The organism is Candidatus Methylomirabilota bacterium (assembly GCA_035315345.1).
GTDB lineage: Bacteria > Methylomirabilota > Methylomirabilia > Rokubacteriales > CSP1-6 > CAMLFJ01.
In genome coordinates this window covers 1-22645 of sequence record DATFYA010000072.1, presented here as the reverse complement: position 1 = coordinate 22645, position 22645 = coordinate 1, and the positions used below count along the sequence as shown (strand labels likewise).

The 22645-nt window shown below is 71.5% G+C and carries 23 protein-coding genes and 1 pseudogene; 10 read left to right on the top strand and 14 right to left on the bottom strand.

Annotated elements, in window-relative coordinates; all coding sequences use genetic code 11:
• Positions 1 to 12 precede the first annotated feature (12 nt).
• The 4 genes from lepB to VKN16_08390 are packed head-to-tail and all read left to right on the top strand — an operon-like array spanning position 13 to position 3736.
• Positions 13 to 582 (top strand): signal peptidase I, encoded by a 570-nt coding sequence (gene lepB, locus VKN16_08405; protein HME94220.1) that lies wholly within the window; start codon positions 13 to 15, stop codon positions 580 to 582.
• Positions 583 to 598: 16 nt separating this feature from the next.
• Positions 599 to 1483: an EamA family transporter gene (locus VKN16_08400; protein ID HME94219.1), complete on the top strand. Its 885-nt coding sequence runs from the start codon at positions 599 to 601 to the stop codon at positions 1481 to 1483.
• A gap of 10 nt (positions 1484 to 1493) precedes the next feature.
• Positions 1494 to 3218 carry an NAD+ synthase gene (locus VKN16_08395; GenBank protein HME94218.1) on the top strand — a complete coding sequence of 575 codons (1725 nt, stop codon included), beginning with the start codon at positions 1494 to 1496 and terminating at the stop codon, positions 3216 to 3218.
• Positions 3219 to 3244: 26 nt separating this feature from the next.
• Positions 3245 to 3736, top strand: a complete 492-nt coding sequence (locus VKN16_08390) for a DUF2867 domain-containing protein (GenBank protein ID HME94217.1) — start codon at positions 3245 to 3247, stop codon at positions 3734 to 3736.
• Positions 3737 to 3744: 8 nt separating this feature from the next.
• Here the strand turns inward: VKN16_08390 and VKN16_08385 are convergent, their stop codons facing one another.
• The 4 genes from VKN16_08385 to VKN16_08370 are packed head-to-tail and all read right to left on the bottom strand — an operon-like array spanning position 3745 to position 8230.
• Complete coding sequence (locus VKN16_08385; protein HME94216.1) at positions 3745 to 5499, bottom strand: ABC transporter ATP-binding protein; 1755 nt, start codon at positions 5497 to 5499, stop codon at positions 3745 to 3747.
• A complete protein-coding gene (locus VKN16_08380) occupies positions 5496 to 6602 on the bottom strand; it encodes a glycosyltransferase family 4 protein (protein HME94215.1) in 1107 nt (368 codons plus the stop codon). The genes VKN16_08385 and VKN16_08380 overlap by 4 nt, the downstream gene beginning before the upstream one ends.
• A gap of 36 nt (positions 6603 to 6638) precedes the next feature.
• A complete protein-coding gene (locus VKN16_08375) occupies positions 6639 to 7724 on the bottom strand; it encodes a DegT/DnrJ/EryC1/StrS family aminotransferase (GenBank protein HME94214.1) in 1086 nt (361 codons plus the stop codon).
• 17 nt (positions 7725 to 7741) lie between these two features.
• A complete protein-coding gene (locus VKN16_08370) occupies positions 7742 to 8230 on the bottom strand; it encodes a flavin reductase family protein (protein ID HME94213.1) in 489 nt (162 codons plus the stop codon).
• A 117-nt stretch (positions 8231 to 8347) separates the two neighbouring features.
• Here VKN16_08370 and VKN16_08365 point away from each other — a divergent pair, with 117 nt between their 5' ends.
• From VKN16_08365 to VKN16_08340, 6 genes are all read left to right on the top strand, one after another.
• Positions 8348 to 9463 (top strand): Mrp/NBP35 family ATP-binding protein, encoded by a 1116-nt coding sequence (locus VKN16_08365; protein HME94212.1) that lies wholly within the window; start codon positions 8348 to 8350, stop codon positions 9461 to 9463.
• A 4-nt stretch (positions 9464 to 9467) separates the two neighbouring features.
• Positions 9468 to 10103, top strand: coding sequence for an LON peptidase substrate-binding domain-containing protein (locus tag VKN16_08360; protein HME94211.1), 636 nt, complete (start codon positions 9468 to 9470; stop codon positions 10101 to 10103).
• Positions 10100 to 10792, top strand: a complete 693-nt coding sequence (locus VKN16_08355) for a PDZ domain-containing protein (GenBank protein HME94210.1) — start codon at positions 10100 to 10102, stop codon at positions 10790 to 10792. The genes VKN16_08360 and VKN16_08355 overlap by 4 nt, the downstream gene beginning before the upstream one ends.
• Before the next feature lie 40 nt (positions 10793 to 10832).
• The gene (locus VKN16_08350; GenBank protein ID HME94209.1) at positions 10833 to 12173 is read left to right on the top strand and encodes an amidase; all 1341 of its coding nucleotides are present in this window, start codon (positions 10833 to 10835) and stop codon (positions 12171 to 12173) included.
• Positions 12174 to 12239: 66 nt separating this feature from the next.
• Positions 12240 to 13997, top strand: a complete 1758-nt coding sequence (locus VKN16_08345) for a carbamoyltransferase C-terminal domain-containing protein (GenBank protein ID HME94208.1) — start codon at positions 12240 to 12242, stop codon at positions 13995 to 13997.
• Between the two features lie 2 nt (positions 13998 to 13999).
• Positions 14000 to 15010, top strand: a complete 1011-nt coding sequence (locus VKN16_08340) for a class I SAM-dependent methyltransferase (GenBank protein ID HME94207.1) — start codon at positions 14000 to 14002, stop codon at positions 15008 to 15010.
• A 66-nt stretch (positions 15011 to 15076) separates the two neighbouring features.
• Here VKN16_08340 and VKN16_08335 read toward each other — a convergent pair whose 3' ends face one another.
• The 10 genes and pseudogenes from VKN16_08335 to VKN16_08290 form a co-directional block, all read right to left on the bottom strand.
• Positions 15077 to 16021, bottom strand: coding sequence for a D-2-hydroxyacid dehydrogenase (locus VKN16_08335; protein HME94206.1), 945 nt, complete (start codon positions 16019 to 16021; stop codon positions 15077 to 15079).
• Complete coding sequence (locus VKN16_08330; GenBank protein HME94205.1) at positions 16018 to 16986, bottom strand: NAD-dependent epimerase/dehydratase family protein; 969 nt, start codon at positions 16984 to 16986, stop codon at positions 16018 to 16020. The genes VKN16_08335 and VKN16_08330 overlap by 4 nt, the downstream gene beginning before the upstream one ends.
• A 17-nt stretch (positions 16987 to 17003) precedes the next feature.
• Positions 17004 to 17999 carry a magnesium/cobalt transporter CorA gene (gene corA / locus VKN16_08325; GenBank protein HME94204.1) on the bottom strand — a complete coding sequence of 332 codons (996 nt, stop codon included), beginning with the start codon at positions 17997 to 17999 and terminating at the stop codon, positions 17004 to 17006.
• 69 nt (positions 18000 to 18068) lie between these two features.
• Positions 18069 to 18314, bottom strand: a complete 246-nt coding sequence (locus VKN16_08320; protein HME94203.1) for an Lrp/AsnC ligand binding domain-containing protein — start codon at positions 18312 to 18314, stop codon at positions 18069 to 18071.
• Between the two features lie 14 nt (positions 18315 to 18328).
• A complete protein-coding gene (locus tag VKN16_08315; GenBank protein ID HME94202.1) occupies positions 18329 to 19249 on the bottom strand; it encodes a creatininase family protein in 921 nt (306 codons plus the stop codon).
• Positions 19246 to 20652, bottom strand: coding sequence for a lysophospholipid acyltransferase family protein (locus VKN16_08310; GenBank protein ID HME94201.1), 1407 nt, complete (start codon positions 20650 to 20652; stop codon positions 19246 to 19248). The genes VKN16_08315 and VKN16_08310 overlap by 4 nt, the downstream gene beginning before the upstream one ends.
• Before the next feature lie 68 nt (positions 20653 to 20720).
• Entirely contained in the window at positions 20721 to 21383 is a 663-nt protein-coding gene (gene pncA / locus VKN16_08305; GenBank protein ID HME94200.1) for a bifunctional nicotinamidase/pyrazinamidase, read from the bottom strand.
• Between the two features lie 162 nt (positions 21384 to 21545).
• Positions 21546 to 21656, bottom strand: a pseudogene (locus VKN16_08300) (heavy metal-binding domain-containing protein).
• Between the two features lie 23 nt (positions 21657 to 21679).
• Positions 21680 to 22087 carry a RidA family protein gene (locus VKN16_08295; protein ID HME94199.1) on the bottom strand — a complete coding sequence of 136 codons (408 nt, stop codon included), beginning with the start codon at positions 22085 to 22087 and terminating at the stop codon, positions 21680 to 21682.
• A 23-nt stretch (positions 22088 to 22110) separates the two neighbouring features.
• Positions 22111 to 22645: TIGR03618 family F420-dependent PPOX class oxidoreductase (locus tag VKN16_08290; protein HME94198.1), on the bottom strand; the 535-nt coding region annotated here is incomplete at its 5' end.

Sequence of the window (22645 nt, the reverse complement as noted above, 5' to 3'; positions counted from 1 at the left end):
TAGCGTAGTCCGGTGGACGCCTCGGGCCGGATCGTCTGGACGCTGGTCGGCCTCGGCGCGCTCGCGCTCGTCGTCGCGCTTCCGCTGGCCGTGCGCAGCCGCTTCGAAGGCGTCTGGATCCCGTCCGCGTCGATGGCGCCGACGCTGCTGGCCGGCGACTACGTGTTGATGGACAAGGCGGCCCACTGGCCCGCGCGCGGCGATCTGGTGGTGTTCACGGATCCGGCCGAGGCCGATCAACTGCTGGTCAAGCGCGTCGTCGGCGTGGGCGGCGAGCAGATCGTCGTGGACGGCCACGACGTCTACGTCAACTGCGAGCCGCGGAGCGATGGATGCCGCCCGCTCGCCGAGCCGTACGCCGACTGGAGCGCCGAGGCGCGGGCGCCCGGCAACGCGGGGCCGGTCCAGATCCCGACCGAGGCGGTCTTCGTCATGGCCGACAACCGGAACGCGGGCGAGGACAGCCGGCACTGGGGCCCGCTGGCGCGCGACCGCATCGTCGGCCGTCCGGTGTGGGTCTACTGGTCCGCGGACGGAGACGGCCACCCGCGGTGGGACCGCGTCGGCCGGCGCCTCCACTAGCTCGCGATCGCGGCGGATGCCGAACGCCTTCCGGCTGCTCTTCGTGGCCAACGTCGTGTTCGCCACGAGCTACGGCGTCACGCGGGTGGTGCTCGACGACGTGCCGCCCGCGATGCTCGGCTGCGCGCGCTCCGTGATCGGCGCGGTGATCCTGGTGACCTGGGCCGGGCGCGGGCTCCGCACCGAGCGGATCGCCGCGCGCGACCACGGGCGCATCGCCCTGATGGGCGTGGTGGGCTTCGCGCTGGCCTTCGGCCTCGGCAACTGGGGCATCGAGCGCTCCACCGCCAGCAACGCCGCGCTGCTGATCACCGTCGAGCCGACCTCGCTCCTCCTGCTCTCGCCGGCGCTCCTGGGCGAGCGGTTGACCCGGCGCGAGGCCGTCGGGGCCGCGCTGGCCCTGTTCGGCACCGTGGTGGTGGTGGTGAACGGTATCCCCGGTCTCACGCAGTCGCTGGCCCCGCACTGGCGCGGCGACCTGTTGCTGATCCTCTCCGGCCTGGCCTACGCGGCGTACTCGCTGCTGGGCCGCGGGGTGCTGGCGCGCCACCCGGTGCTGGTCGTGACCGCATGGTCGATCCTGTGGGGCGCGCTGACCATGGCGCCGCTCGCATGGCTCGAGTGGCGCGCCGGCCTCACGCCGCGGTGGACCGCGGGCGCGGTGGCGGGAACGCTCTACCTCGGGGTGGTCATCACCGCGCTGGGCTACGCGGTCTGGAACTGGTGCCTCGAGCGGCTGGGCGCCTCGCGCGTGGCCATCTTCGTCAACGTGCAGCCGCTCGCGGGCGCCCTGATCGGGGTGTGGTGGCTGCACGAGCCGCTGACCGTGTTCACGGTCGTGGGCGGGCTCGCGATCCTGACCGGCCTGCACCTGACGGTGAAAGCCGGCGGGAGAGAGTAGAATACCCGACATGCGGCGGGTCCGAGTGGGGCTGGCCCAGGTCAATCCGACGGTGGGAGCCGTCGAAGCCAACGCGCGCATCGTGACCACCGGCATGGAGCGCGCGCGCACCCTCGGCTGCGACATCGTCGCGTTCCCCGAGCTGGTGTTGACCGGCTATCCGCCGGAAGATCTGCTCTTCAAGCCCGCCTTCATCGAGGCCAACCTGCGCGCGCTGGCGGATGTCGCGCGGGCGAGCCGGGGCCTCACCGCGGTTGTCGGCTTCGTGGACAAGCGTGACGACATCTTCAACGCGGCGGCCATCCTGCACGACGGTGCGCAGGCCGGCACCTATCACAAGCAGTACCTGCCCAACTACGGGGTCTTCGACGAGAACCGCTACTTCCAGTCGGGCACCGAGGCGCCCGTCTTCACGCTGGGCGACACGGTGGTGGCCGCCAACATCTGCGAGGACATCTGGTACCCGACCGGCCCCACCACGCTGCAGGCGCTCGGGGGTGCGGAGCTGGTGCTGAGCATCAACGCCTCGCCGTACCACGCGGGCAAGGGGCGCTTCCGCGAGAAGATGCTGGCGACCCGCGCGGCCGACGACCTGGTCTGCCTGGCCTTCGTCAACATGGTGGGCGGGCAGGACGAGCTGATCTTCGACGGCCAGTCCTTCATCTTCAACGAGAAGGGCGAGTGCCTGGCGCGGGGCAAGGCCTTCCAGGAGGACTTCGTGGTCGCGGACCTGGATCTCGACGAGGTCTTCCGGGCGCGGCTGCACGACTCGCGCCGGCGCAAGGAGAAGCTGCGCGCCACCGGCGCCCAGTCGCGGCGCATCGCGCTGCCGCCGCTGCCCGCGCCGGCCCGCCCCAAGCTGCCGCCGCACGAGGTGGCGGTGCTCGAGCCGGTGGACGAGATCTACGAGGCGCTCGTGCTCGGCACCCGCGACTACGTCACCAAGAACGGGTTCACCCACGTGGTGCTCGGCCTCTCCGGCGGCATCGACTCCTCGCTGGTCGCCGCGATCGCGGTCGAGGCCCTGGGCGCGGCCAACGTCACCGGCGTGACGATGCCGTCGCAATTCTCCTCGGCGGGCACGCGCGGCGACGCGGCGCGGCTGGCCCGCAACCTGGGCATCGAGTTCTTGCGCCTGCCCATCCAGCCGGTGCTGCAGGCGTACCGCCGCGCGCTCGCCAAGCCGTTCAAGGGGCTGAAGGAGGACGTCACCGAGGAAAACCTCCAGGCACGCATCCGCGGCAACTACCTGATGGCGCTCTCCAACAAGTTCGGCTGGCTGGTGCTCACCACCGGCAACAAGAGCGAGATCGGCGTCGGCTACTCCACGCTCTACGGCGACATGGCGGGCGGCTTCGCGGTGATCAAGGACGTGCCCAAGACGCTCGTGTATCAGGTATCCGAGCACGTCAACCGCCGCGCCGGCCGGGACGTCATCCCGCGCTCGGTGTTCGAGCGCGCCCCGTCGGCCGAGCTGCGGCCGGACCAGACCGACCAGGACACCCTGCCGCCGTATCCCGTTCTCGACGCGATCCTCGAGGCGTACGTGGAAGGCGATCAGGGCGTGGCGGACATCGTGGCGCGCGGCTTCGACGGCGCGACGGTCAAGCGGGTGATCGCCATGGTGGACCGCAACGAGTACAAGCGCCGCCAGGGTCCCATCGGCATCAAGATCACGCCGCGCGCCTTCGGCAAGGACTGGCGCCTGCCCATCGTCAACCGCTTCCGCGAGTAGCCTCGCGGCGGCCGGCTTCGACCGCGATGTCTCCCGGCGGACGGATCGACCCCGCAGATCATCTGGCCCGCCCCTGGCGCGTCCACGCCCTCGCCGCCGCGGAAGGGCTGGCCCTCCACGACATCTGGGAGGTCCCGACCCCGCTTCCCGCCGACGTCTCGCTCGCGCACTGGGTCGAGGCCTTCCGCGGCGAGCAGTCGTCGGCGGCGACCCGGGCGCTGTTCGCCATCCGCTGGTGGCTCGGCCGGCGGTTCGGCTGGGACCGCGGCAGCGCCGGCTTCGTGCCGATCTACCGGGAGGCCGAGGAGCAGCTGTCGCGGATCGAGAACCGGACGGTGACCGGGTTCCTCCACCTCTCGCTGGTGGAGCGGCGCCCGCGGCTGGCGGTGTACGTGAGGCCGCACGGCGGGCTCGGGCGCGCGTACATGCGTCTCATCGAGCCCTTTCGCCGCCGGGTGGTCTATCCCGCGCTGCTCGCGGCGGGCGTCCGCGCGGTGCGCCGGCTGGCGCCCCGCTGACACGCGGCTCAGGAGGGCGACAGGGCGTCGAGCGACTGCAGCGTGGCGAGGCGGCGGTAGATGCCGTCCTCGCGGGCCATCAGCTCGTCGTGGGTCCCCGTCTCGGCGATGCGGCCTCCGTGCACGACCACGACCCGGTCGGCGTGCTTCACGGTGGCCAGCCGGTGCGCGATCACCAGCACGGTGCGGCCGCGCATCAGCTCGGAGAGCGCCTGCTGGACGAGGAATTCGCTCTCCGCGTCGAGGTCCGAGGTGGCCTCGTCCAGGATCAGGATCGGCGGATCCTTGAGAAACGCCCGCGCGATCGCGAGCCGCTGGGCCTGGCCGCCCGAGAGCTTGACCCCGCGCTCGCCCACCGGGGTGGCGTAGCCCTCGGGCAGGGCCGCGATGAAGTCGTGGGCCTGGGCCTGCCGCGCCGCCCGCTCGAGCTCGGCGAGGGTGGCGCCGGGCCGGCCGTAGGCGATGTTGTACTCGATCGAGTCGTGGAACAGGAACGTGTCCTGGGTCACGATGCCGATGAGGCCGCGAAGCGAGCCCACCGTGACCGTCCGGAGATCGTGGCCGTCCAGCGTGATACGGCCGGCGGTGACGTCGTGGAAGCGCGGCAGCAGCTCCATCAGCGTCGTCTTGCCCGCGCCGGACATGCCCACGAAGGCCACCAGCTCGCCCTTCCGCACGGTCAGCGAGATGTCCTGCAGGGCCCACGTCTCCGACTCCGGATAGCGGAACCCCGCGCCCTCGAACACGATGGTGTCGGTGAAGCCGGCGAGGGCGTGCGCGTCCGGGGCGTCCACGATGGCCGGCGGCGTGTCGAGGATCTCGAACACCCGCTCCACCGAGGCGATGGACTGCTGCACGGTGTTGGCCATGCGGGAGAGCTGCCGCACCGGCCCGTAGAGCAGGATCACCGCGGCGGTGAACGAGAAGAACTCGCCCGGGGTCAGCGCGCCGGAGATGACCCGGTAGCCGCCGTACCAGAGCGCGCCCATGATGGCCAGCGCGCCCAGCACCTCCATGATCGGCTCGGCCATCTCGTCGACGCGGCGGTCCTTGAGGGCCAGGGCCAGGAGCCGGTCGTTGACCTGATCGAATCGCTCCTGCTCGAGGCGCTCGCGCCCGAAGGCCTTGACGATCTTCGTCCCGGTGAAGGACTCCTGCAGGACCACGTTCAGCTCGGCGATCTTCTGCTGGGCGCGCCGGTTGATCTTGTAGAGCTTGCGGCCGATGATCCGGACCGCGAGCCCGACCACCGGGAACACCGCGATCGCGATCAGGGCCAGCACCCACTCGCGCAGGAACATCACCACGATCAACGCGACGATGGTGCCGACGTGCCGCACCGCCATCACGAGCACGGTGGAGGACAGGCGGGCCAGCCGGTTGACGTCGGTCACCACGCGGGTCATCAGCTCGGCGGAGTGCAGGGAGGCGAAGAAGGACAGCGGCATGGACTGGATGTGGGCGTACAGCTCGCCGCGGATGCGGGCGATCACGCGCTCGCCCACCGAGGCCATCAGGTAGGACTGGCCGAAGCGCCCCGCGCCCTTGATCACGTAGGTCGCCAGCAGCACCAGCGGGATCAGGCGCAGCATCGTCACGTCGCGCTTCAGGAAAATGTCGTCCATCGCCGGCTTGACCAGCCACGCGATGAAGGCCTCGGAGCCCGACACCACCAGGGCGAGCACCCCGCCCAGCGCCAGGAGCGGCCAGTAGGGCCGCAGATACGGCACCAGGCGCGTGAGGAGGTGATAGCGCGCGGTCACGCCGTCCTCCGCGCGGCGAGCAGCCGCTGGTAGAGCGCTTCCGTGCGCTGGATCTTCTGGGCCATCGAGAACACGGCTTCGACGCGCTTGCGGCCGGCCCGGGCCATGGCCTTGGCCCGCGTCGGGTTCTCCAGCACGCGGAGGATCGCCTGGGCCAGCGCGTCCGGATTGCGGGGCGGGACCAGCAGGCCGGTCTCGCCCTCGACGATCAGCTCGGGGTGCCCCTCGATGTCGGTGGCCACGACCGGGGTCTCGACCGCGAGGGCCTCGCGGAGCGAGCCGGTGAGCCCGAGACCCGCGTAGGAGGCGTCGACGACCAGGTCGCTGCCGGACAGGATCTCGGGGATGTCCTCGCGGTGCCCGAGCACGAACACCGACTCGCCGATCCCGCGCCGGAACGCCTTGTCCCGCAGGACCGGCACGCGCGGCGGCGGCGCCCCCACGAAGAGCAGGCGGGCGTGGGGGGCGGCGTGGCAGACGCGGGTCATGGCCTCGAGCACGTCGTCGTTGCCGCGCCACGAGCGGATGCCGACCTGGGTGACCAGGGCGTGGCCGGGCCCGAGCTGAAGCTCGCTGCGGATGGCCCGGCCGTCGACGCCGGCATGGAAGCGTCCGAGATCGGTGCCCGAGTAGATCACCTCGATCTTGCCCGGCGACACGCCGGCCGACACCAGCCCGCGCTTGATCGACTGGCAGACCGCCACGATGGCGGTCACGCGCGACGTGGTGTAGCCGAGCCGGCTCCAGCGGTCGGGCGGAAAGCTCACCCCGCGGTTCAGGATCAGCACCGGGATGCGCACGACCAGGCCGGCGAGAAGGGCGAGGGTACGAGCCCGGCCCTTCTGGCAGTGGACGACGTCGATCCGGTGCTCGCGGATGAGACGGGCCAGCGCCCACGCGGAGGCCAGATCCGCCCCGCTTCGCATCGGCACGGTGGCGTGCTGCACGAGCCCGGAGGCGCAGGCGCGCTCCCAGTGGGGGTTGGGCCGCGTGGCCACCACGACGTGATGGCCGTGCCCGGCCAGGCCGGTGGCCAGGTCGCGCAGCTGGATGGCCGCGCCGGTGAAGTAGTCCCCCTTCGGGTAGATCTGCAGGATGTTCACGTGGTGCCCCGCGCGATCGCCGTCACCGACGGCCGGTCACCCCGCGCGGTAGAACTCCTTGATCGCGGCGATGACCGTGTCGATCTCCTCCTCGGTATGCCCGGCCGAGATCGGCAGACTGAGGATCTCGCCGACGAGCGCCTCGGTGCGGGGCAGAACCGGCGGATCCAGCAGCTCGACCGCGGGCTGACGATGGGCCGGAACCGGATAGTGGATCCCGGTGGCGATGCCGCGCGCCTTGAGGAAGGCGGCGAGCCGGTCACGCTCGGAGGCCCTGACCACGTAGAGGTGGTAGACGTGCCGCGCGCCGGGCCTCTCGGTGGGCAGCGCCAGCGGGAGGTCGGCCAGCCCGGCGTGATAGCGGGCGGCCAGCGCGCGCCGATGCTCGTTCATGGCGTCGAGCCGCCGCAGCAGCACGCGGCCCACCGCGGCCTGGATGTCGTTGAAGCGCAGGTTGAAGCCCAGCTCGGCGTGGAGGTCCTTGCTGAGCCGCCCGTGGTCGCGCAGCCGTCGGCATCGGGCGGCCACGTCGTCGTCGTCGGTGGCCAAGAGCCCGCCGTCGCCCATGACCGGCAGGTTCTTGGACGGATAGAACGAGAAGACGCCGGCCCGCCCGAACGAGCCCACCTTGCGACCTTGCCAGGCGGCGCCGTGCGCCTGCGCGCAGTCCTCGAGGAGCCAGAGGCTGCGCGCCTCGCACAAGGCGCGGATGCCGTCGAGGTCGGCGGGATGCCCGTAGAGGTGCACCGGCACGAAGCCGACCGTCCGGGGCGTGGCCTTCGCGGCGGCGTCCGCCAGATCCACGGTGTACGAGGCATCCACGTCGACGAACACCGGGACCGCCCCGGTGACGCAGATCGCCTCCACGGTGGGGAAGGCGGTGTGCGAGGGAACCAGGACCTCGTCGCCGGCCTTCACGCCGCAGGCCTTGAGCCCCATCCACAGGGCGGCGGTGGCGCTGCTGGTGAGGACGGCGTGCTTCACCGCCAGGTACGCCGCGAACTCCTGCTCGAAGGCGCGGCATTCGGGCCCGAGGATGTACTGCCGCGAATCGACCGCGGCGAGCACCGCGGCCTTGATCTCGCCGTCGACCGGCGGTCGGGAGAGCGGAATGGACGCCATCGGCAAGTTCTCGTCGCCTACGGATGCAGGCGCGAATACTTGCCGCGGAAATAGAGCAGGGGCTCCTTGCCGAGGTCGGCCCGGGCGTCCGCGGTCTCGACCTGCGCGACGAAGATGGTGTGGTCGCCGCCCGGATAGGCGTGCACCACCGTGCACTCCAGCTCGGCGAGCGCCTCGGCGATCACCGGGAGCCCGAAGGGACCGGTGCGGTAGTCGAGGCCGATGAACTTCTCGTCCCCCGCCGAGGTGGTCGCGAACCGCCGTGAGACGCCTTCCTGGCCCATGCACAGGATGTTGACCGCGAAGCGGCCCGCCGCCTGGATGGCCGGATAGCTTTGCGCCTTCTGCGAGACGCAGACCAGGACCAGGGGCGGGTTGAGCGAGACCGAGGTGAATGAGCTGGCGGTGAGGCCGGTGGGGCGACCGCCCTCGTCCCACGCGGTGATGATCGTCACCCCGGTGGCGAAGTGGCTCATCACACGCCGGAAGTCGTCGGCTCCGAGCACGTGACCGTTGTAGCAATTCCGGCCCGATTTTTCAAGTTCGCCAAGGGCTTGGACGGCATGGCGACGGGCTCTCCGCGTTGACGCGGCGGTGCGTCGCCCCTATACTGCGCTCACAGCATGGCCACACCCGCCGCTCCGACCGAACGCACCGTCCTCGACGCGCTTCGCGAGATCCGGGATCCGGACCGAAACCAGGACATCGTGAGCCTCGGCCTCGTGAAGGAGCTGCGCATCCAGGACGCCGAGGTCTCGTTCACCCTGGCCTTCACCGGGCAGGCGCCGGCCACCAAGGCGCAGCTGCACAGCAGCGCCTCGCGCGCGGTCTCGCAGCTGCCCGGGGTGAGCCGCGTGAGCGTGAAGATGGGCTCGGCGGCGGCGCGCCCGCCGGCCGCCGGGCACGCGGGCCACGCGCCCGGTCAGCCGGCGGCGCCCGCGCCCGCCGACTTCATCCCCGAGGTCAAGCACACCATCGCGGTCTCGTCCGGCAAGGGCGGCGTCGGCAAGTCCACGGTGGCGGTGAATCTCGCGCTGGCCCTCAAGCAGTCGGGCGCCCAGGTGGGATTGGTTGACGTCGACGTGTACGGTCCCGACGTGCCGCTCATGATGGGGGCCAAGGGCCGCCCCGGCATGTTCGACAACAAGATCATTCCGGTCGAGGCACACGGCATCAAGATCATGTCGATCGGCCTGCTGGTGGCCGAGCGCGAGGCGCTGGTGTGGCGCGGCCCGATGATCCACTCGGCGGTCCAGCAGTTCCTCCGCGACGTGAACTGGGGGCCGCTCGACTACCTCGTGTTCGACATGCCGCCGGGCACCGGCGACGCGCAGCTGTCGCTCTCGCAGGTGGTGCCGCTGTCCGGCGTGGTCATGGTCACCACGCCGCAAGAGGTGGCCCTCCTCGACGTGCGCAAGGCACTCGGGATGTTCCGCAAGCTCAACGTGCCGATCCTCGGCATCGTTGAGAACATGAGCTACTTCGTCGCGCCCGACACCGGCCGGCGCTACGGCATCTTCGGCGAAGGCGGCGGCCAGCGGGTGGCCGACGAGTTCGGCGTGCCGCTGCTGGGCCAGATCCCGCTCGAGATGGAGACGCGCGAGGGCGGCGACGCGGGCGTGCCGATCACGGTGGGCCAGCCGGACTCCGCCCAGGCCCAGGCCTTCCGGACGATCGCGGCCGCGGCCGCCGCGCGGGTCGAGGCGGTCGCCGCGCTCAAGCTCCCGAGTATCGGGTGAGGTAGTGCCTCAGGTCTCCCTGCCGATCTTCCCGCTCCCCGAGCTGACGTTCTTCCCTCGCACCATGTTGCCACTGCACATCTTCGAGGCCCGCTACCGCGCGATGATCACCGACTGTCTGGCGCGCGACGAGCGCCTGGCGGTGGTGGGCCTCAAGCCCGGCTACGAGGCCGCGTACGAGGGCAAGCCGCCGGTGTACGACGTGGCGGGGGCCGGCCGCATCGTGCAGTGGGAGCGCCTGCCCAGCGGCCGCTACAACTTGTTGCTCCGAGGCGACTGCCGGGTGCGCATCGATCGCGAGCTGCCCGCCGACACGCTCTACCGCATGGTCGCGGCGACTCCGCTCGAGGAGACCGGGGCCGAGGGGCCGAGCGTCCTGGCGCTGGCCGACCGGGTGAGGGCGCGCTGCCGGCAGATCCTGACCGCGGTGGGCCGGTCCGGGGCAGAGCTGCAGACGGGCCTGGACGCGGTCCGCGATCCGGCCGAGCTGTGCGATCAGGTCGCCTCGGCGCTGGTCCCCGCCGCGGCCGCTCGCCAGGCCCTGCTCGAAGAGCTGCACGTCGAGCGGCGGCTCGAGCGGCTCGCCTCCGCGCTGGACGATCTGCTGAGCCATCTCACCGGCGAGGGCGGACGGGCGTGAGGCGCGCGGTCCTGGCCGTCCTGCTGCTCGCCGCCCTGACCGCGCCCGCGATGGCCGCGACGCCTCGCTGGGCGTGGCTCGGGGTGCGCATCCGCGATCTGTCCGAGCAGGAGATGGAGGATATCTCCAAGCGGTTCGGCATGCGCGAGGGCTTCGGGGCGGTGATCGTGGAGGTCATCAAGGAGACGCCGGCGGCCGCAGCGGGGCTCGAGACCGGCGACCTGGTCGTCGCCTTCCGGGACCGCCCGGTGGTCGACACGCGGAGCCTCCAGCGAGCGATCGCCTCCACCACCGTCGGCGAGACGGTGCGGCTGACCGTGCTGCGGCGCGAGGAAGGCCGCCGGCCCGTGCAGGTGAAGGTCGGTCCGATGCCCGACCAGGTTGCGGCCGAGCGGGTGGCGGCCGAGTACGGCTTCCTGGTGCGGGAGCCCGATGGCCAGCCCGAGCTGGGCGGGGCGCGGCCCGCCGTGACCCCCTCGGTGGCCGCGGTACTTCCCAGGAGCCGCGCCGAGCGGGCGGGCGTCAAGGTCGGCGACGTGCTGACCGAGGTGAACGGCCGGCCGGTGGTCACCCTGGACGCGGTCCGGGAGGCGCTGCTGGCGGCCGGTCCGGACGGCCCGCTCCCGCTGGTGCTGCGACGGGATCAGGAGCGCATCGTGGTGACGCTGGAGCCCACGGGGAGCCGCTGAAGTGTCGCGTCACACACCGGACTTCGGGAGAGACTCTGGCATGAACGAGCGGAGGGACCTGTGGGAGATGTCGGCGGGGGAGCTGGCGGGGTTGATGGGGGAGGGGCGGGTGACGGCGGTGGAGGTGGTGGAGGCGTGTTTGAGGAGGATCCGGGAGATCGAGGAGACGGTACAGGCGTGGGCGTTTCTTGATGCGGAGTATGCGGTGGCGCAGGCCAAGGGGGCGGATGAGCGGCGGCTGTCGGGGAGGCCGGTCGGGTCATTGAATGGGGTGCCGGTGGGGCTGAAGGACATCATCGATACGGCGGACATGCCGACCGAGAACGGGTCGGTGCTGCACGCGGGGCGGACGCCGTCGCGCGACGCCGGAGTGGTGGAGCGGCTCCGCGCGGCGGGAGCCGTCATCCTGGGCAAGACGGTCACGACCGAGTTCGCGACGCGCACGCCGGGGAAGACCCGCAATCCCCACAATCCGGCGCACACGCCCGGCGGCTCGTCGAGCGGGTCGGCCGCCGCGGTGGCCGCGGGCATGGTGCCGCTCTCGCTCGGCAGCCAGACGGGAGGCTCGGTGATCCGCCCGGGGGCCTATTGCGGCGTGTTCGCGCTCAAGCCGACCCACGGCCTGGTGTCGCGCCACGGAATGTTCCGCCTCTCCGGCAGCCTGGATCACGTGGGCCTGTTCGCGCGGACCGTCGAGGACCTGGCGCTGCTCCTCGAAGATCTGGCCGGTTACGACGAGCGCGATCCGGATTCGATCGCCCGGGCCCGGGCCCCCTATCGCGCCCTCGCCGCGGAGGAGCCGCCGATCGAGCCGCGGTTCGGCTTCTTCCGGAGCGGCCGCTGGAGCCAGGTGGACGCGGACGCGCAGGCCGCGCTGGGCGAGCTGGTCGAGCATCTCGGCGGGCGGGTGGAGGAGTTCGATCTGAGCGTCGGCGCCGACGAGCTGGCCGAGCGGCACCGGACGGTGATGGACGCCGAGATGGCGATCAACCTCAGGCGTGAATGGGAGACCGGGCGCGACCGCCTGTCGACGGCGCTGCAGAGCCGGATCTCCCACGGTCGGGAGGTGCGCGCGCGGGAGTATCTGGCCGCGAAGGAGGCCACCGCCGCGCTGCGGACGACCTTCGCCGAGCTGTTCGAGCAGCGCTACGATGCCATCCTGACCCCGGCGGCGCACGGGACCGCGCCGGCCGGCCTCGAATCCACCGGCGAGCCGACCTTCAACTCGATGTGGACGCTGCTGGGCCTGCCCGCGATCAGCGTGCCCCTGCTGGAGGGGGCCAACGGGCTCCCGCTCGGCGTGCAGCTCGTCGGCGCGCGCGACAGCGATGCCCGGCTGCTCCGGACCGCGCGCTGGCTCGCGGAGTCGGTCGCGAGATAGGGTGTCGCCGCCCCTCACCCCGGAGGGGAGAGGGGGAGAGGACACGGACGGTATACTGGGCGGGCCATGATCGTCCTGGGCATCACCGAGACCCACTGCGCCACCGCGGCCCTGCTGCGCGACGGCCGCATCATCGGCTGCGCCTCCGAAGAGCGGTTCAGCCGGCTGAAGAACGACGCCGGCTATCCGCGGCGGGCCATCGACGCTCTCCTGCGCGAGTGCGGGATCACGCCGGATCAGATCGACGTGGTGGCGCTGGCGGGCGCCCGCGCGGCGTCCCGGGAGTGGCTCAACCGGGTGCTCCACGACGAGGTCTACGCGCGGGAGTACTACGGCGTCTCCTGGCCCTCGCCCGGTCGGACTTTTCGCAAGAAGGCTCGAAAATGGGGCGCGAAGCTCGGGCTGAGCGACGCCTCGCGGGGCAAGTTCGGCATCTCCGAGCGCGAGCGCCTGGCTTTCGTCACCGACCACCTCGGCATCGCCGGCGAGCGCATCTGCGCGCTCGACCACCACCTCTGCCACGCCGCGGCCGCCTACTGGGGCGGGGGCTTCGGCGGGCGCGAGGCGCTGGTGCTCACCAACGACAACTCGGGCGACGGGCTGTGTGCGACCGCGTCGACCGCCGCCGGGCTCGCCATCGAGCGCCGCGAAGCCACGCCGAGCGCCCCCGGGTCGGTGGGCGCCTTCTACTCGTTCGTCACGCTGGCCCTCGGCATGAAGTTCGGCGAGCACGAGTACAAGGTCATGGGCATGGCCCCCTACGCGCCCGAGAAGTACGCGCGACGCGCGGAGGAGGCCCTGCGCGCCGTCTTCGATCTCGACGAGGGCCGGCCCGCCCGCTTCCGCTGGCTCGCCCCGGGCGAGCGCTACGCGCTGCTCCTGCGCGCGATGGTGGGCCTGCGCTTCGACTGGGTGGCCGGCGGGGCCCAGCGGCTGCTCGAGGACATCCTGCTCCGCTGGGCCCGCCTCATGCGGCAGCGCCACGGGGGCAGCCGGCTCGCCCTGGGCGGCGGCGTGTTCATGAACGTGAAGGCGAACATGCTGATCGGCCAGGAGGACTGGGTGGAGGAGCTGTTCGCGTTCCCCTCGTGCGGCGACGAGTCCAACGCGGTGGGCGCCGCGTATCTCGGCTACGTGCAGGCATGCGCGCGACGGGGGCAGGTGGCGGCGCCGCAGCCGTTCGGGCCGGCCTACCTCGGCCCGTCGGTGACCGACGAGGAGGCCGAGGCGATCATCACCGAGCGGGGGCTCCACGGCCGGTACAAGATCGCCTATCAGGACCACATCGAGGAGCGTATCGCGGAGCTGTTGGTCTCCGACGGGGTGGTGGCCCGGTGCGCGGGCCGCATGGAGTTCGGGGCCCGGGCGCTCGGCAATCGCTCGATCCTCGCGAATCCCTCGGACCACCGGGTGGTCGGGCTCATCAACCGCATGATCAAGAACCGCGATTTCTGGATGCCGTTCGCCCCCACGGTCCTGGCCGAGCGGGCGGGGGACTACCTGGTCAACCCCAAGGGCTTTGCGTCGCCCTACATGATGCTGGCCATGCCCACCAAGCCGGCCGCGCGCGACGCCCTGGCCGCGGCGATCCATCCGCACGATGCGACGGCACGGCCGCAAATTTTGGAGAAGGCGTGGAACCCGGAGTACCACGCGGTGATCAGCGAGTTCCAGCGGCGGACCGGCGTGGGCGCGGTGCTCAACACCTCGTTCAACCTCCACGGCGAGCCGATCGTGGGCGGCGCCGCCGACGCGGTGGACACGTTCGAGCGCTCCGGACTGCCACACCTGGCCATCGGCCACTGGCTGCTCTCGAAGAAGTAGCGGTGTCGCTCCCCACCGTCGACGGCCCGTGCTTTGTGTGCGGCGCCGTCGACGCCGACCCGCTCTGGACGACTCCGGATCGCGCCTTCGCGGTGCCGGGCCTCTACACCGTCGCGCGCTGCCGGCGGTGCGGGTTCCTCTATCAGCGGCCCCGCGTCCGCGACGATCACCTGGCCGACTGCTACCCCGATCACTACCCGCGCCACCAGGAGCCCTCGCCGCGCGTGCCGCTCAAGGGCTCGCCCGGGCGGGTGCGCGCCGCGCGCTGGGCGCTCGCCTCGCGCCTGGGCTACGCCGGCATGGCGGACGCGACCGCCGGCCCGCTCACGCGCTGGCGCGGGCGGTGGCTGGCGCGGCGGATCCGGTGGGACTGCCCGCCGTGGCGAGGACGCGGGCGCTACCTCGACGTGGGCTGCGGCTCGGGCGGAGCGCTCGGCGTCGCCCGGGCGCTCGGCTGGCAGGTCGCCGGCGTCGAGGTCGACGAGGCGGCCGCGAAGAAGGCGCGGCGCTTTTCGGAGCGCGTGCACGTGGGGGATCTGCTCGGCGCCCCGTTCGGCCCCGGCGGGTTCGACGTGGTGAGCTCGTTCCACGTGCTCGAGCACGTGCCGGATCCGGTGGCCGCGGTGCGCCGGATGCTGGAGTGGCTCGACCGCGACGGGTTGCTCGTCCTCGAAGTTCCGAATGCGGGCGGCCTCGGCGCGCGGCTCTTCGGCCGCGCGTGGTCGGGGCTCGAGCTGCCGCGGCACCTCTCGCAGTTCACGCCGGAGACGATCGAGCGCGTGGTGACGCGGGCCGGAGGACGGGTGGTGTGGTGCTGGCACCAGGCCAAGCCGCGCTACTACCTGTGGAGCCTCGGGTTCTGGCTGCGGGATCGCCACTACGGGCGCCTCGCGCGGCTCGCCGAGTGGCGGCCGGTGTACGGGGTGCTCAAGCTGCTGCTGGAACTGCTGTTGCCGGTGGTGCGGTGGAGGGGGCGCGGGGAGGTGATCCGGGTGGGGGTGGAGAAGGGGTAGCGCCGCTCGCACCGCCCCTCACCCTGCCCTCTCCCCTGAGGGGAGAGGGGGAGAGGTTGACAACCTTTAATAGCCGCGGGGGCGGTCGACCTGGTAGCGGAGCGGGCGTCCGGCGACGTAGCGACGGAGGTTGTCGGCGAAGATCGGCCCGATCTCGCGCGGGGTGCTCGGGCCCGAGATGTGCGGTGTCACCACCACGTTGTCCATCCCCCAGAACGGATGGGCGGGCGGCAGCGGCTCGGTGTCGAAGACGTCGAGCACGGCGCCGCCCAGGCGGCCGCCCCGCAGCGCGGCCAGCAGGGCCGCCTCATCCACGATGGGGCCGCGGGCGACGTTGATCAGCCACGCCGACGCCTTCATCGCGCCCAGCTCGGCGGCGCCCAGCAGCCCGCGCGTCGCGTCGCTCAAGGGCAGGGTGAGCACCACGAAGTCGGCGCGGGCCAGCGCGGACCGCCGCGCGGCGGTCCGGTAGACGCGCTCGGCCTCGCGCGTCCTGCGTCCGCTGCGGGTGACGCCGATCACCCGCATGCCGAGGGCGCGGCCGGCGCGCGCGACGTGGCGGCCGATGTCGCCCAGCCCCACCACGCACAGGGTCTGGCCTCGGAGCGGGATGGGATCGATCGGCTCCCACCGCCGGGCGCGCTGGCTCGCCAGGAACCCCTTCATCCGCTGCGTCACCCAGAGGCACCAGCCGACGCTGTACTCGGCCATCCACGGCCCGAAGATCCCGGCCGCGCGCGTGACACGCACGTCCGCGGGCAGCTCCGGCACGAGCAGGCGCTCGACGCCGGCGCCCATGCATTGGATCCAGCGCAGCCGCTTCGCCTGGCCGAGGAAGCGGGGCGGCAGCCCCCAGCAGTAGAAGATCTCGGCCTCGACCGCGGGGCCCTCGGCCTCCTCCGGCGTCGAGGCCACGTGGACCGAGAAGGACCGCGACGGCAGGCGGATCAGATCGGCGTACGCGCGCGCCTCTCCCGCCTGGGGGTAGTAGACGAGGATGCCGCGGGTCACGCGCCGATCTTGGAGAGGAGCTCGTCCTCGAACGAGAAGTCGACCGGCCGCGCGGTGAGGCCCTGGGCGCGATACCAGTCCCACGTCTGGGCGAGCCCGGCGTGCAGCGTGTAGCGCGGACGGAGGCCCAGGGTGGCCCGCAGCTTGGTGGTGGTGTGCACGGCGTGACAGTCGTACACGAGGTTCTGCCCGAAGACCGGCCCCGGCTTGTCGAAGCTCTTGAGCAGCGCGGGGTCGAAGTGGCGGAGGGTCACCGGCCGGCCGACCACCTCGGCGATCAGCTCCACGAAGCCGACCTGGCTGATCACGTCCTCGCCCATGACGTTGTAGGCCTGCCCGTACGTCCGGCCGTCACCCAGCATCGCGGCCATCACCTCCGCGAGGTCCTCGACGTGGCCGAACTGACGGAGCCAGCCGCCGTGCCCCGGCACCAGCACCGGCCGCCCGCGATGGATGCGGTCCATGAAGAAGGCTTCGTTGTTGCGCGTGTTGAGCGGGCCCATGACGTGGGTCGGCCGCACCACCGTCACCGGCAGGCCCCGGTCGCGGTGCCGCTCGAAGAGGGCGTCCTCGCCACCGATCTTGTGGCGAGCGTAGTCGCCCCAGTAGAGGCCGCGCGGCGTCTCCTCCGAGTAGGGAATCGGCAGGTGGTGATCGTAGACGCGGGCGGTGGACACGAAGACCACGTGGGGCGAGCCCTCGAGGGCGTCGAGCAGCGCGGCCACGTCCTCGGGAAGGGTCGGGGCGTAGGTCACGTCGAACACCCCGTCGAAGCGCTGGCCGCGCAGGCGCTCCCGGAGGCCGGGGTGATCCTTCCGGTCGCCGGTGATGCGCGACACCCCGGCGGGCAGCCGCTCCGGATTCCGCCCGCGATTGAACACGGTGGTCTCGTGCCCGCGCCGGCGCAGCGCCTGCAGCAGGTGGAGGCTGATGAACTCGGTGCCGCCCATCACGAGCGCGCGCATGACCGCGGGCGATTCTATCAGAGCCAGCCGGCGCGCTTGAAGCGGTAGTACAGCAGGCCACACAGGCCCACCGTGACCACCATCACCATCGGATAGCCGTAGCGCCATTCCAGCTCGGGCATGAACCTGAAGTTCATGCCGTAGACGCCGGCGATCATGGTGGGCACCGCGAAGATGGCGGCCCAGCCGGTGATCCGCTTGGTGGCCTCGTTCTGCGCGATGGTGGTCAGCGACAGGTTGGCCTCGAGCGCGGTGGACAGCAGCTCGCGGAGGTTGTCCACCTTCTCGTTGATCCGGACCGCGTGATCGTAGACATCGCGGAAGTAGGGGGTCGCGTCCTCCGGGATCAGGTCGATGCCGGGTCGCATGAGACGGTTGCACATGTCGACGAGCGGAGAGACCCCGCGCTTGACCTCGAGCAGGTCGCGCTTGAGGGTGTAGATGCGCATGGTGGTCTCCCGGCTGATCCGCTCGTTGAAGATGTCATCCTCGAGGACCTCCAGGTCGTCCTCGAAGGCGTCCACGATCGGGAAGTACTGGTCGACCACGAAGTCCATGATCGCGTGCAGCACGAACGCGGGGCCCTTGGCGAGCAGGTGGGGCGTGGCCTCGCACCGCGCGCGCACGTCGGCGTACGAGAGGGACGCGCCGTGGCGGACCGAGACCACGTAGCGCGCGCCCACGAAGAGGTGGGTCTCGCCGAACGCGATGCGGCGGTGCTCCCGGTCCGGCTGCGCGGTCCGCAGCGCGATGAAGAGCGCGTCGCCGTAGCGCTCCAGCTTCGGCCGCTGGTGGGCCAGGTGCGCGTCCTCGATGGCGAGGTCGTGCAGGCCGAACTCGGCCTGGACCTGGCGGAGCAAGGCCTCGTCGGGCTCGTAGAGGCCGATCCACACGAAGCGGTCGTCCTGCTTGATGACCTCGCTGATGTCGTCGAGCGCCACGTTGGCCACGCGGTAGCCGCCCGCGTAGGCCGCGCACGCGACGACCGGCCCGGGATGGCTCGCGGAAGTCATGGCGCTCCCCCGGCCATCGGGTGACCGATCCGCTCGGCTCGCATTCGGTGGCGCCCGACCATGCTCGGGCTAGCCGACGGTCACCGCCACGCAGGTGGTGGTGCGGGTCACCCCGTCGATGACGCCGATGGCGTCGGTCACGAGGCTGCCGATCGCGTCGAGGGACTGGCCGTCCACCACCGCGATGAAGTCGTAGGGCCCGGTGACCGCGTCCATCGCGGCCACCGTGGCCCTCGGGCTCTTGATCTTGGTCAGCGACTTCTTCACGTTCTTGGTCTTGCCCGCCGCGGTCTCGATCAGCACGTACGCCTTCATGGTCGTCTCCTTTGTCAGCGGAAGATCCACCAGCCGGCCAGCACGGCCGCGGCCGCCCCGATCGCGCCCGCCATCCGCCGGAAGTTGGTGCGGAAGAACGGGATGGCGAAGAACGGGGACCGCCGCTGCGAGGGACGAAGGCGTCCGTCGAGCAGGCCGTCCACCACGGTCATGGCCTCGCTCATCAGCACCTCGGTCGTGACCCGCGCGAACGCGGGGTCGGCGAGAGCCGGGTGTCCCACGTAGCCCGCCCCGCCGTTGCGCAAAGGATAGTTGGGCACGAGGCGCTCGGCGAGGGAATAGCGCGCGGCGGGGAGCCGGCGGTATCCCTCGTCCACCAGATCGGGACGCAGGACGAGCATGATGGAAGTCTCCCACCAGCCGCCGTGCGCATCCTCGGAGAATGCCTGGCGCTCCCGGGCGGAGAGGGGGCGGCCCAGACCGGCCTCGATGCGGGGCAGCAGGCGGCCCCGCAGGAACTCCCACGCCAGATGGCCGGTGAAGGACGCCATCATGATCGAGTGGCGGCGCGACACGATGGCCGCAGCCTCCTCCAATGCGACCAGGTGGCCCGGCCCGCCGTGGCCGTTCGAGACGAGCACGTGCCGGAAGCCGGCGCGGGCGAGCGCGCGCCCGTAGTCGACGACCGCATCGCGCACCACCCGCTGCCGGACCGTCACCGTGCCGACCGTGTCGAAGGTGAATGAGCCCAGATGCAGCGTCGGGGCGAGCACCGCCGACCATCCCGGACGCGTGGCCACCACGCGCTCGGCGACCGCTTCGGCGAAGTGGCGGGCGGTGAAGGCGTCGACGCCGAGCGGCAGGTGCGGGCCGTGGGTCTCCAGCGGGCTCACGGTCAAGATCACCACGGTGCGCCCCCGGTCGAGCGCGTCCAGCTGCGGGGTGGACAGCTCTTCGAGCCTGAGGATGCTCAAAAGCTGCTCCCGTGCGTCGCGGCCAGGTACTCCTCCTTGGCTCGCTCCAGCTCTGAGACCAGCGCGCGCCGCTCGGCGAGCAGGCGCGCGGCCGACTGGCGATGGGTCAGGGCGAGCCAGCCGAAGCGGAGCTGGCTCCGCAGCCGGCCCACGCCACGCAGGTACCGATAGGCGAGGAGGCCGGACATCGGCAGGGAGAGCGCGAAGAGAACGGCCCAGCCGAGGCTCGTGAGTCGCCACACCACCCACACTTCCAGCGCCCAGAAGAGCGGGAAGGCGAGGATGCTCGCGAGGAGCCGCGTGGTGGCGTAGTCAGTCTCCTTGCGTGCGGTGCGGCGGGCGAGCCAGCGCGGCAGCAGGTAGGGCAGGGCATTGACCAGAAGGCCGTAGGCGAAGAGCGGCAGACCCAGCGAGGCCTCCCAGGAGCGCCGCAGTCGTGTGCCGGGGACCCGCTCCGCGCGAGCGCGCACCGCCTGGTCTCGCACCTGGTGGGCCGCCAGCATCGCCCGATAGCGCTGCAGCGCGGCGCACAGGCGGTCCACGCGCGCGGGATCGCGCTGCTCGAAGTGGGCCACCGCGTTGGCGATGGTCCGCGAGAGGCGCAGCGGGTCGATCTGGCGCGTGCCGAGCCCGCGCTCCCGCTGCAGCTCGCGGATGAGATCGGCGCTGTAGATCTGCTCCACCGCGCGGATCAGATCCTGCCGCTCCGGCCGGGCGACGTGGAGCACCTCGGCCTCCATGCCGTGCTGGATCGCGGTGGTCAACGCCTCCACGGCCTTGACCGCATCGTCGCGGTAGGCGCTCGCATAGGCGGGCAGCGAGATCGGCTCGCCGAACGAGACCCGAACATGGCCGCCGAAGGACTTGCGGGCCTCGAAGTTGAGCCCCACCGGGACCAGGGCCAGGGGCCGGCCGCGGCGCGACGACTCGTACTCGAGCGCGATCCGGGCGGCCCCCGTCTTGATGCGCTGCACGCGGCTCTCCGAGTGCGTGGTGCCCTCGGGATAGATGCCGATGACGCCGCCGCCTTCCAGCGCGCGGAAGCACGCCGCGAACGCGTCGGTGTTCCGCTCCATCCGGGTCGGATCGTCCTGCTTTCGGTAGACCGGAATCGCTCCGCACGCGGTCAGGAAGCGGCCCACCAGCGGGTTGCGGAACAGGGCGGCGGTGGCGAGGTAGTGGACTTCCCGGTGGAGGACGCCACCGACGAGCAGGGAGTCGATCAGGTTGTTCGGGTGGTTGATGCAGAGGAGGACGGGGCCGTCGGGCGGCACCCGCTCGGCCCGGGCGACCTCGACATGCTTGAAGAAGAACCAGATCCAAAACCGCCCAAGCAGCCGGACGATCGCGTAGAACCGGTCACCGGGCTCCCGTCGAGCACTCGTCCGGATCTCGGTGGTCATCACCCGGCGCCGGCGACCACGGCCGCCAGGAGCGCCCCGACTGCCGCCCGGCGGCGGGTCACGACCGACTAGACCGCGAGGTCGGCGGAGCGGATCCGCTTGACCCCCGCCTTGGTCATCTGGTCCCAGGCCTTGGCGAGCGAGCCGCCGGTGTCGATGCCGCGGCAGGCATCCTCGATCACCGAGGCGCCGAGGCCTATCTTGCGGGCATCGAGCGCCGACCAGCATACGCAGAAGTCGGTGGCGAGCCCCACCAGGTATACCTGCTGAAAGCCGCGATCCTTCATGTAGCCGGACAGCCCCGTGGTCGTCTTGCCGTCCGCCTCGAAGAAGGCGGAGTACGAGTCCATATGCTTGCGGTAGCCCTTGCGAATCACCAGCTCGGCGTGCGGGATCTTGAGATCCTTGTGGAAGTCCGCGCCGGGCGTGCCCTGCACGCAGTGCTCCGGCCACAGCACCTGCGTGCCGTACTCGAGGGAAACGGCCTCGAACGGTTTCTTGCCGGGATGCGAGGACGCGAAGGAGACGTGGCTCGGGGTGTGCCAGTCCTGGGTCAGGATCACGTGCTCGAAGCCACCGGCCAGCTTGTTGATGAGGGGCACGATCGCGTCGCCCTCGTTGACCGGCAGGGCGCCCCCCGGGATGAAGTCGTTCTGCACGTCAACGACCAGGAGCACGTCGCGCGGACCTGGCTTGATCTTGGCGGCCTGGGCGTGGGCCCGGGAGGCCATCGACATCGCGACCGCGCCCGCCACCGTGTGCCTGAGGAAGTCCCGGCGTCCCAGCATGGTCTCGTCCTCCCTGTCTCGCGTTCGCGGCGCCGCGTGCCTCGCCGGCCCGGATGGGCCGCTCTCGGGCGTGAGTATAGTCCCGTCGCCCGCGCGGGCAAGAGCCTACCCGTCGGGCTCGATGACGACCGCCATTCCGTTGGCGAGCACCTCGGTGACCCCGGCCCCCACCTCGTTGGCGTCGTAGCGCATGGAGACGATCGCGTTGGCGCCGAGCCATGGCCGCGCGCTCGCTCCGCTCACTCGACGACCGCGACGCCTTCGATCTCGATCAGGCAGCCGTCGTCGTAGAGGCCCTTGACCTCGACCAGGGTCGTGGCCGGGTAGTGCCGACCGAAGTACTCGCGGTAGACCCCGCCGATCTCACGGGTCTTGGCCTTGTAGTCGTTCTTCGAGAGCACGTAGATCGTGAGCTTGAGCACGTCGTTCAGTTGCCCGCCGCGCGCCATCACCACCGCCTTGAGGTTCTCGCACACCTGGCGGAACTGAGCGACCAGGTCGCCCGGGCCCACCACGTGACCTTCGCGGTCGGTCGCGACCTGTCCCGCGATGTAGACCGTCTTGCCGCCCTGCGCCTCCCAGCCGTGGGAGTAGCCCGCGGGCTTCATGAGGGTGGGCGGATTGATGGGCTGGGTGAGCTTGGGCATGGCGTGGCTCCTCCGGGTGAGAGTTATCCGAACGGGTCCCAGGTGGTGACCTTCTCCGGGGCGATACGGTAGATGCGCCGCACCTCGCCCGGGAAGCGATACGAATCCGGGTAGCCGTCGCGGCCGAGATAGCGGCGGGCCAGCCGGTCGAGATGCGCGTCCGCGCCGTGCTCGGTGATGTCCACCACCGTGCCCCGCACCGCGACGTAGCGGTTCGGATCGTCGGGATCGGCGATCTCCAGCGCGACCGCCTTGCGCGCGGTCATGTTGAGGTCCTTGCGCCGGCCCGCCGCCGAGTTCACCAGGACGTCACGGCCGTCGTAGTCCACCCACACCGGCGTCACCTGGGGCGTGCCGTCCGGCATCAAGGTGGAGAGGTGCGCGATGCTCGGCTTCTCGAAGAGATCCAGGAACTCGGCGGGGATCGGCCCCGCCACCGGCCGGGCGCGCTTCCACGCGTCGTAGCGGGCCGCGAAGGCGGGATCCATGCGGGTCAGGCGCGCGTGGCCGATGCGGCGGCTCCGCATCATGTGCTTGTAGGCGAACGGCACCGGCTCG

Bases quoted from the DNA above. Each gene is read 5' to 3' on its own strand.
- VKN16_08310 (HME94201.1), bottom strand. From the start codon at position 20,652: ATGACCACCGAGATCCGGACGAGTGCTCGACGGGAGCCCGGTGACCGG.
- VKN16_08365 (HME94212.1), top strand. From the start codon at position 8,348: ATGGCCACACCCGCCGCTCCGACCGAACGCACCGTCCTCGACGCGCTT.
- pncA (HME94200.1), bottom strand. From the start codon at position 21,383: ATGGCCTCCCGGGCCCACGCCCAGGCCGCCAAGATCAAGCCAGGTCCG.
- VKN16_08350 (HME94209.1), top strand. From the start codon at position 10,833: ATGAACGAGCGGAGGGACCTGTGGGAGATGTCGGCGGGGGAGCTGGCG.
- VKN16_08345 (HME94208.1), top strand. From the start codon at position 12,240: ATGATCGTCCTGGGCATCACCGAGACCCACTGCGCCACCGCGGCCCTG.
- VKN16_08390 (HME94217.1), top strand. From the start codon at position 3,245: ATGTCTCCCGGCGGACGGATCGACCCCGCAGATCATCTGGCCCGCCCC.
- VKN16_08295 (HME94199.1), bottom strand. From the start codon at position 22,087: ATGCCCAAGCTCACCCAGCCCATCAATCCGCCCACCCTCATGAAGCCC.
- VKN16_08400 (HME94219.1), top strand. From the start codon at position 599: ATGCCGAACGCCTTCCGGCTGCTCTTCGTGGCCAACGTCGTGTTCGCC.
- VKN16_08375 (HME94214.1), bottom strand. From the start codon at position 7,724: ATGGCGTCCATTCCGCTCTCCCGACCGCCGGTCGACGGCGAGATCAAG.
- corA (HME94204.1), bottom strand. From the start codon at position 17,999: ATGACTTCCGCGAGCCATCCCGGGCCGGTCGTCGCGTGCGCGGCCTAC.
- VKN16_08320 (HME94203.1), bottom strand. From the start codon at position 18,314: ATGAAGGCGTACGTGCTGATCGAGACCGCGGCGGGCAAGACCAAGAAC.
- VKN16_08395 (HME94218.1), top strand. From the start codon at position 1,494: ATGCGGCGGGTCCGAGTGGGGCTGGCCCAGGTCAATCCGACGGTGGGA.
- VKN16_08330 (HME94205.1), bottom strand. From the start codon at position 16,986: ATGCGCGCGCTCGTGATGGGCGGCACCGAGTTCATCAGCCTCCACCTG.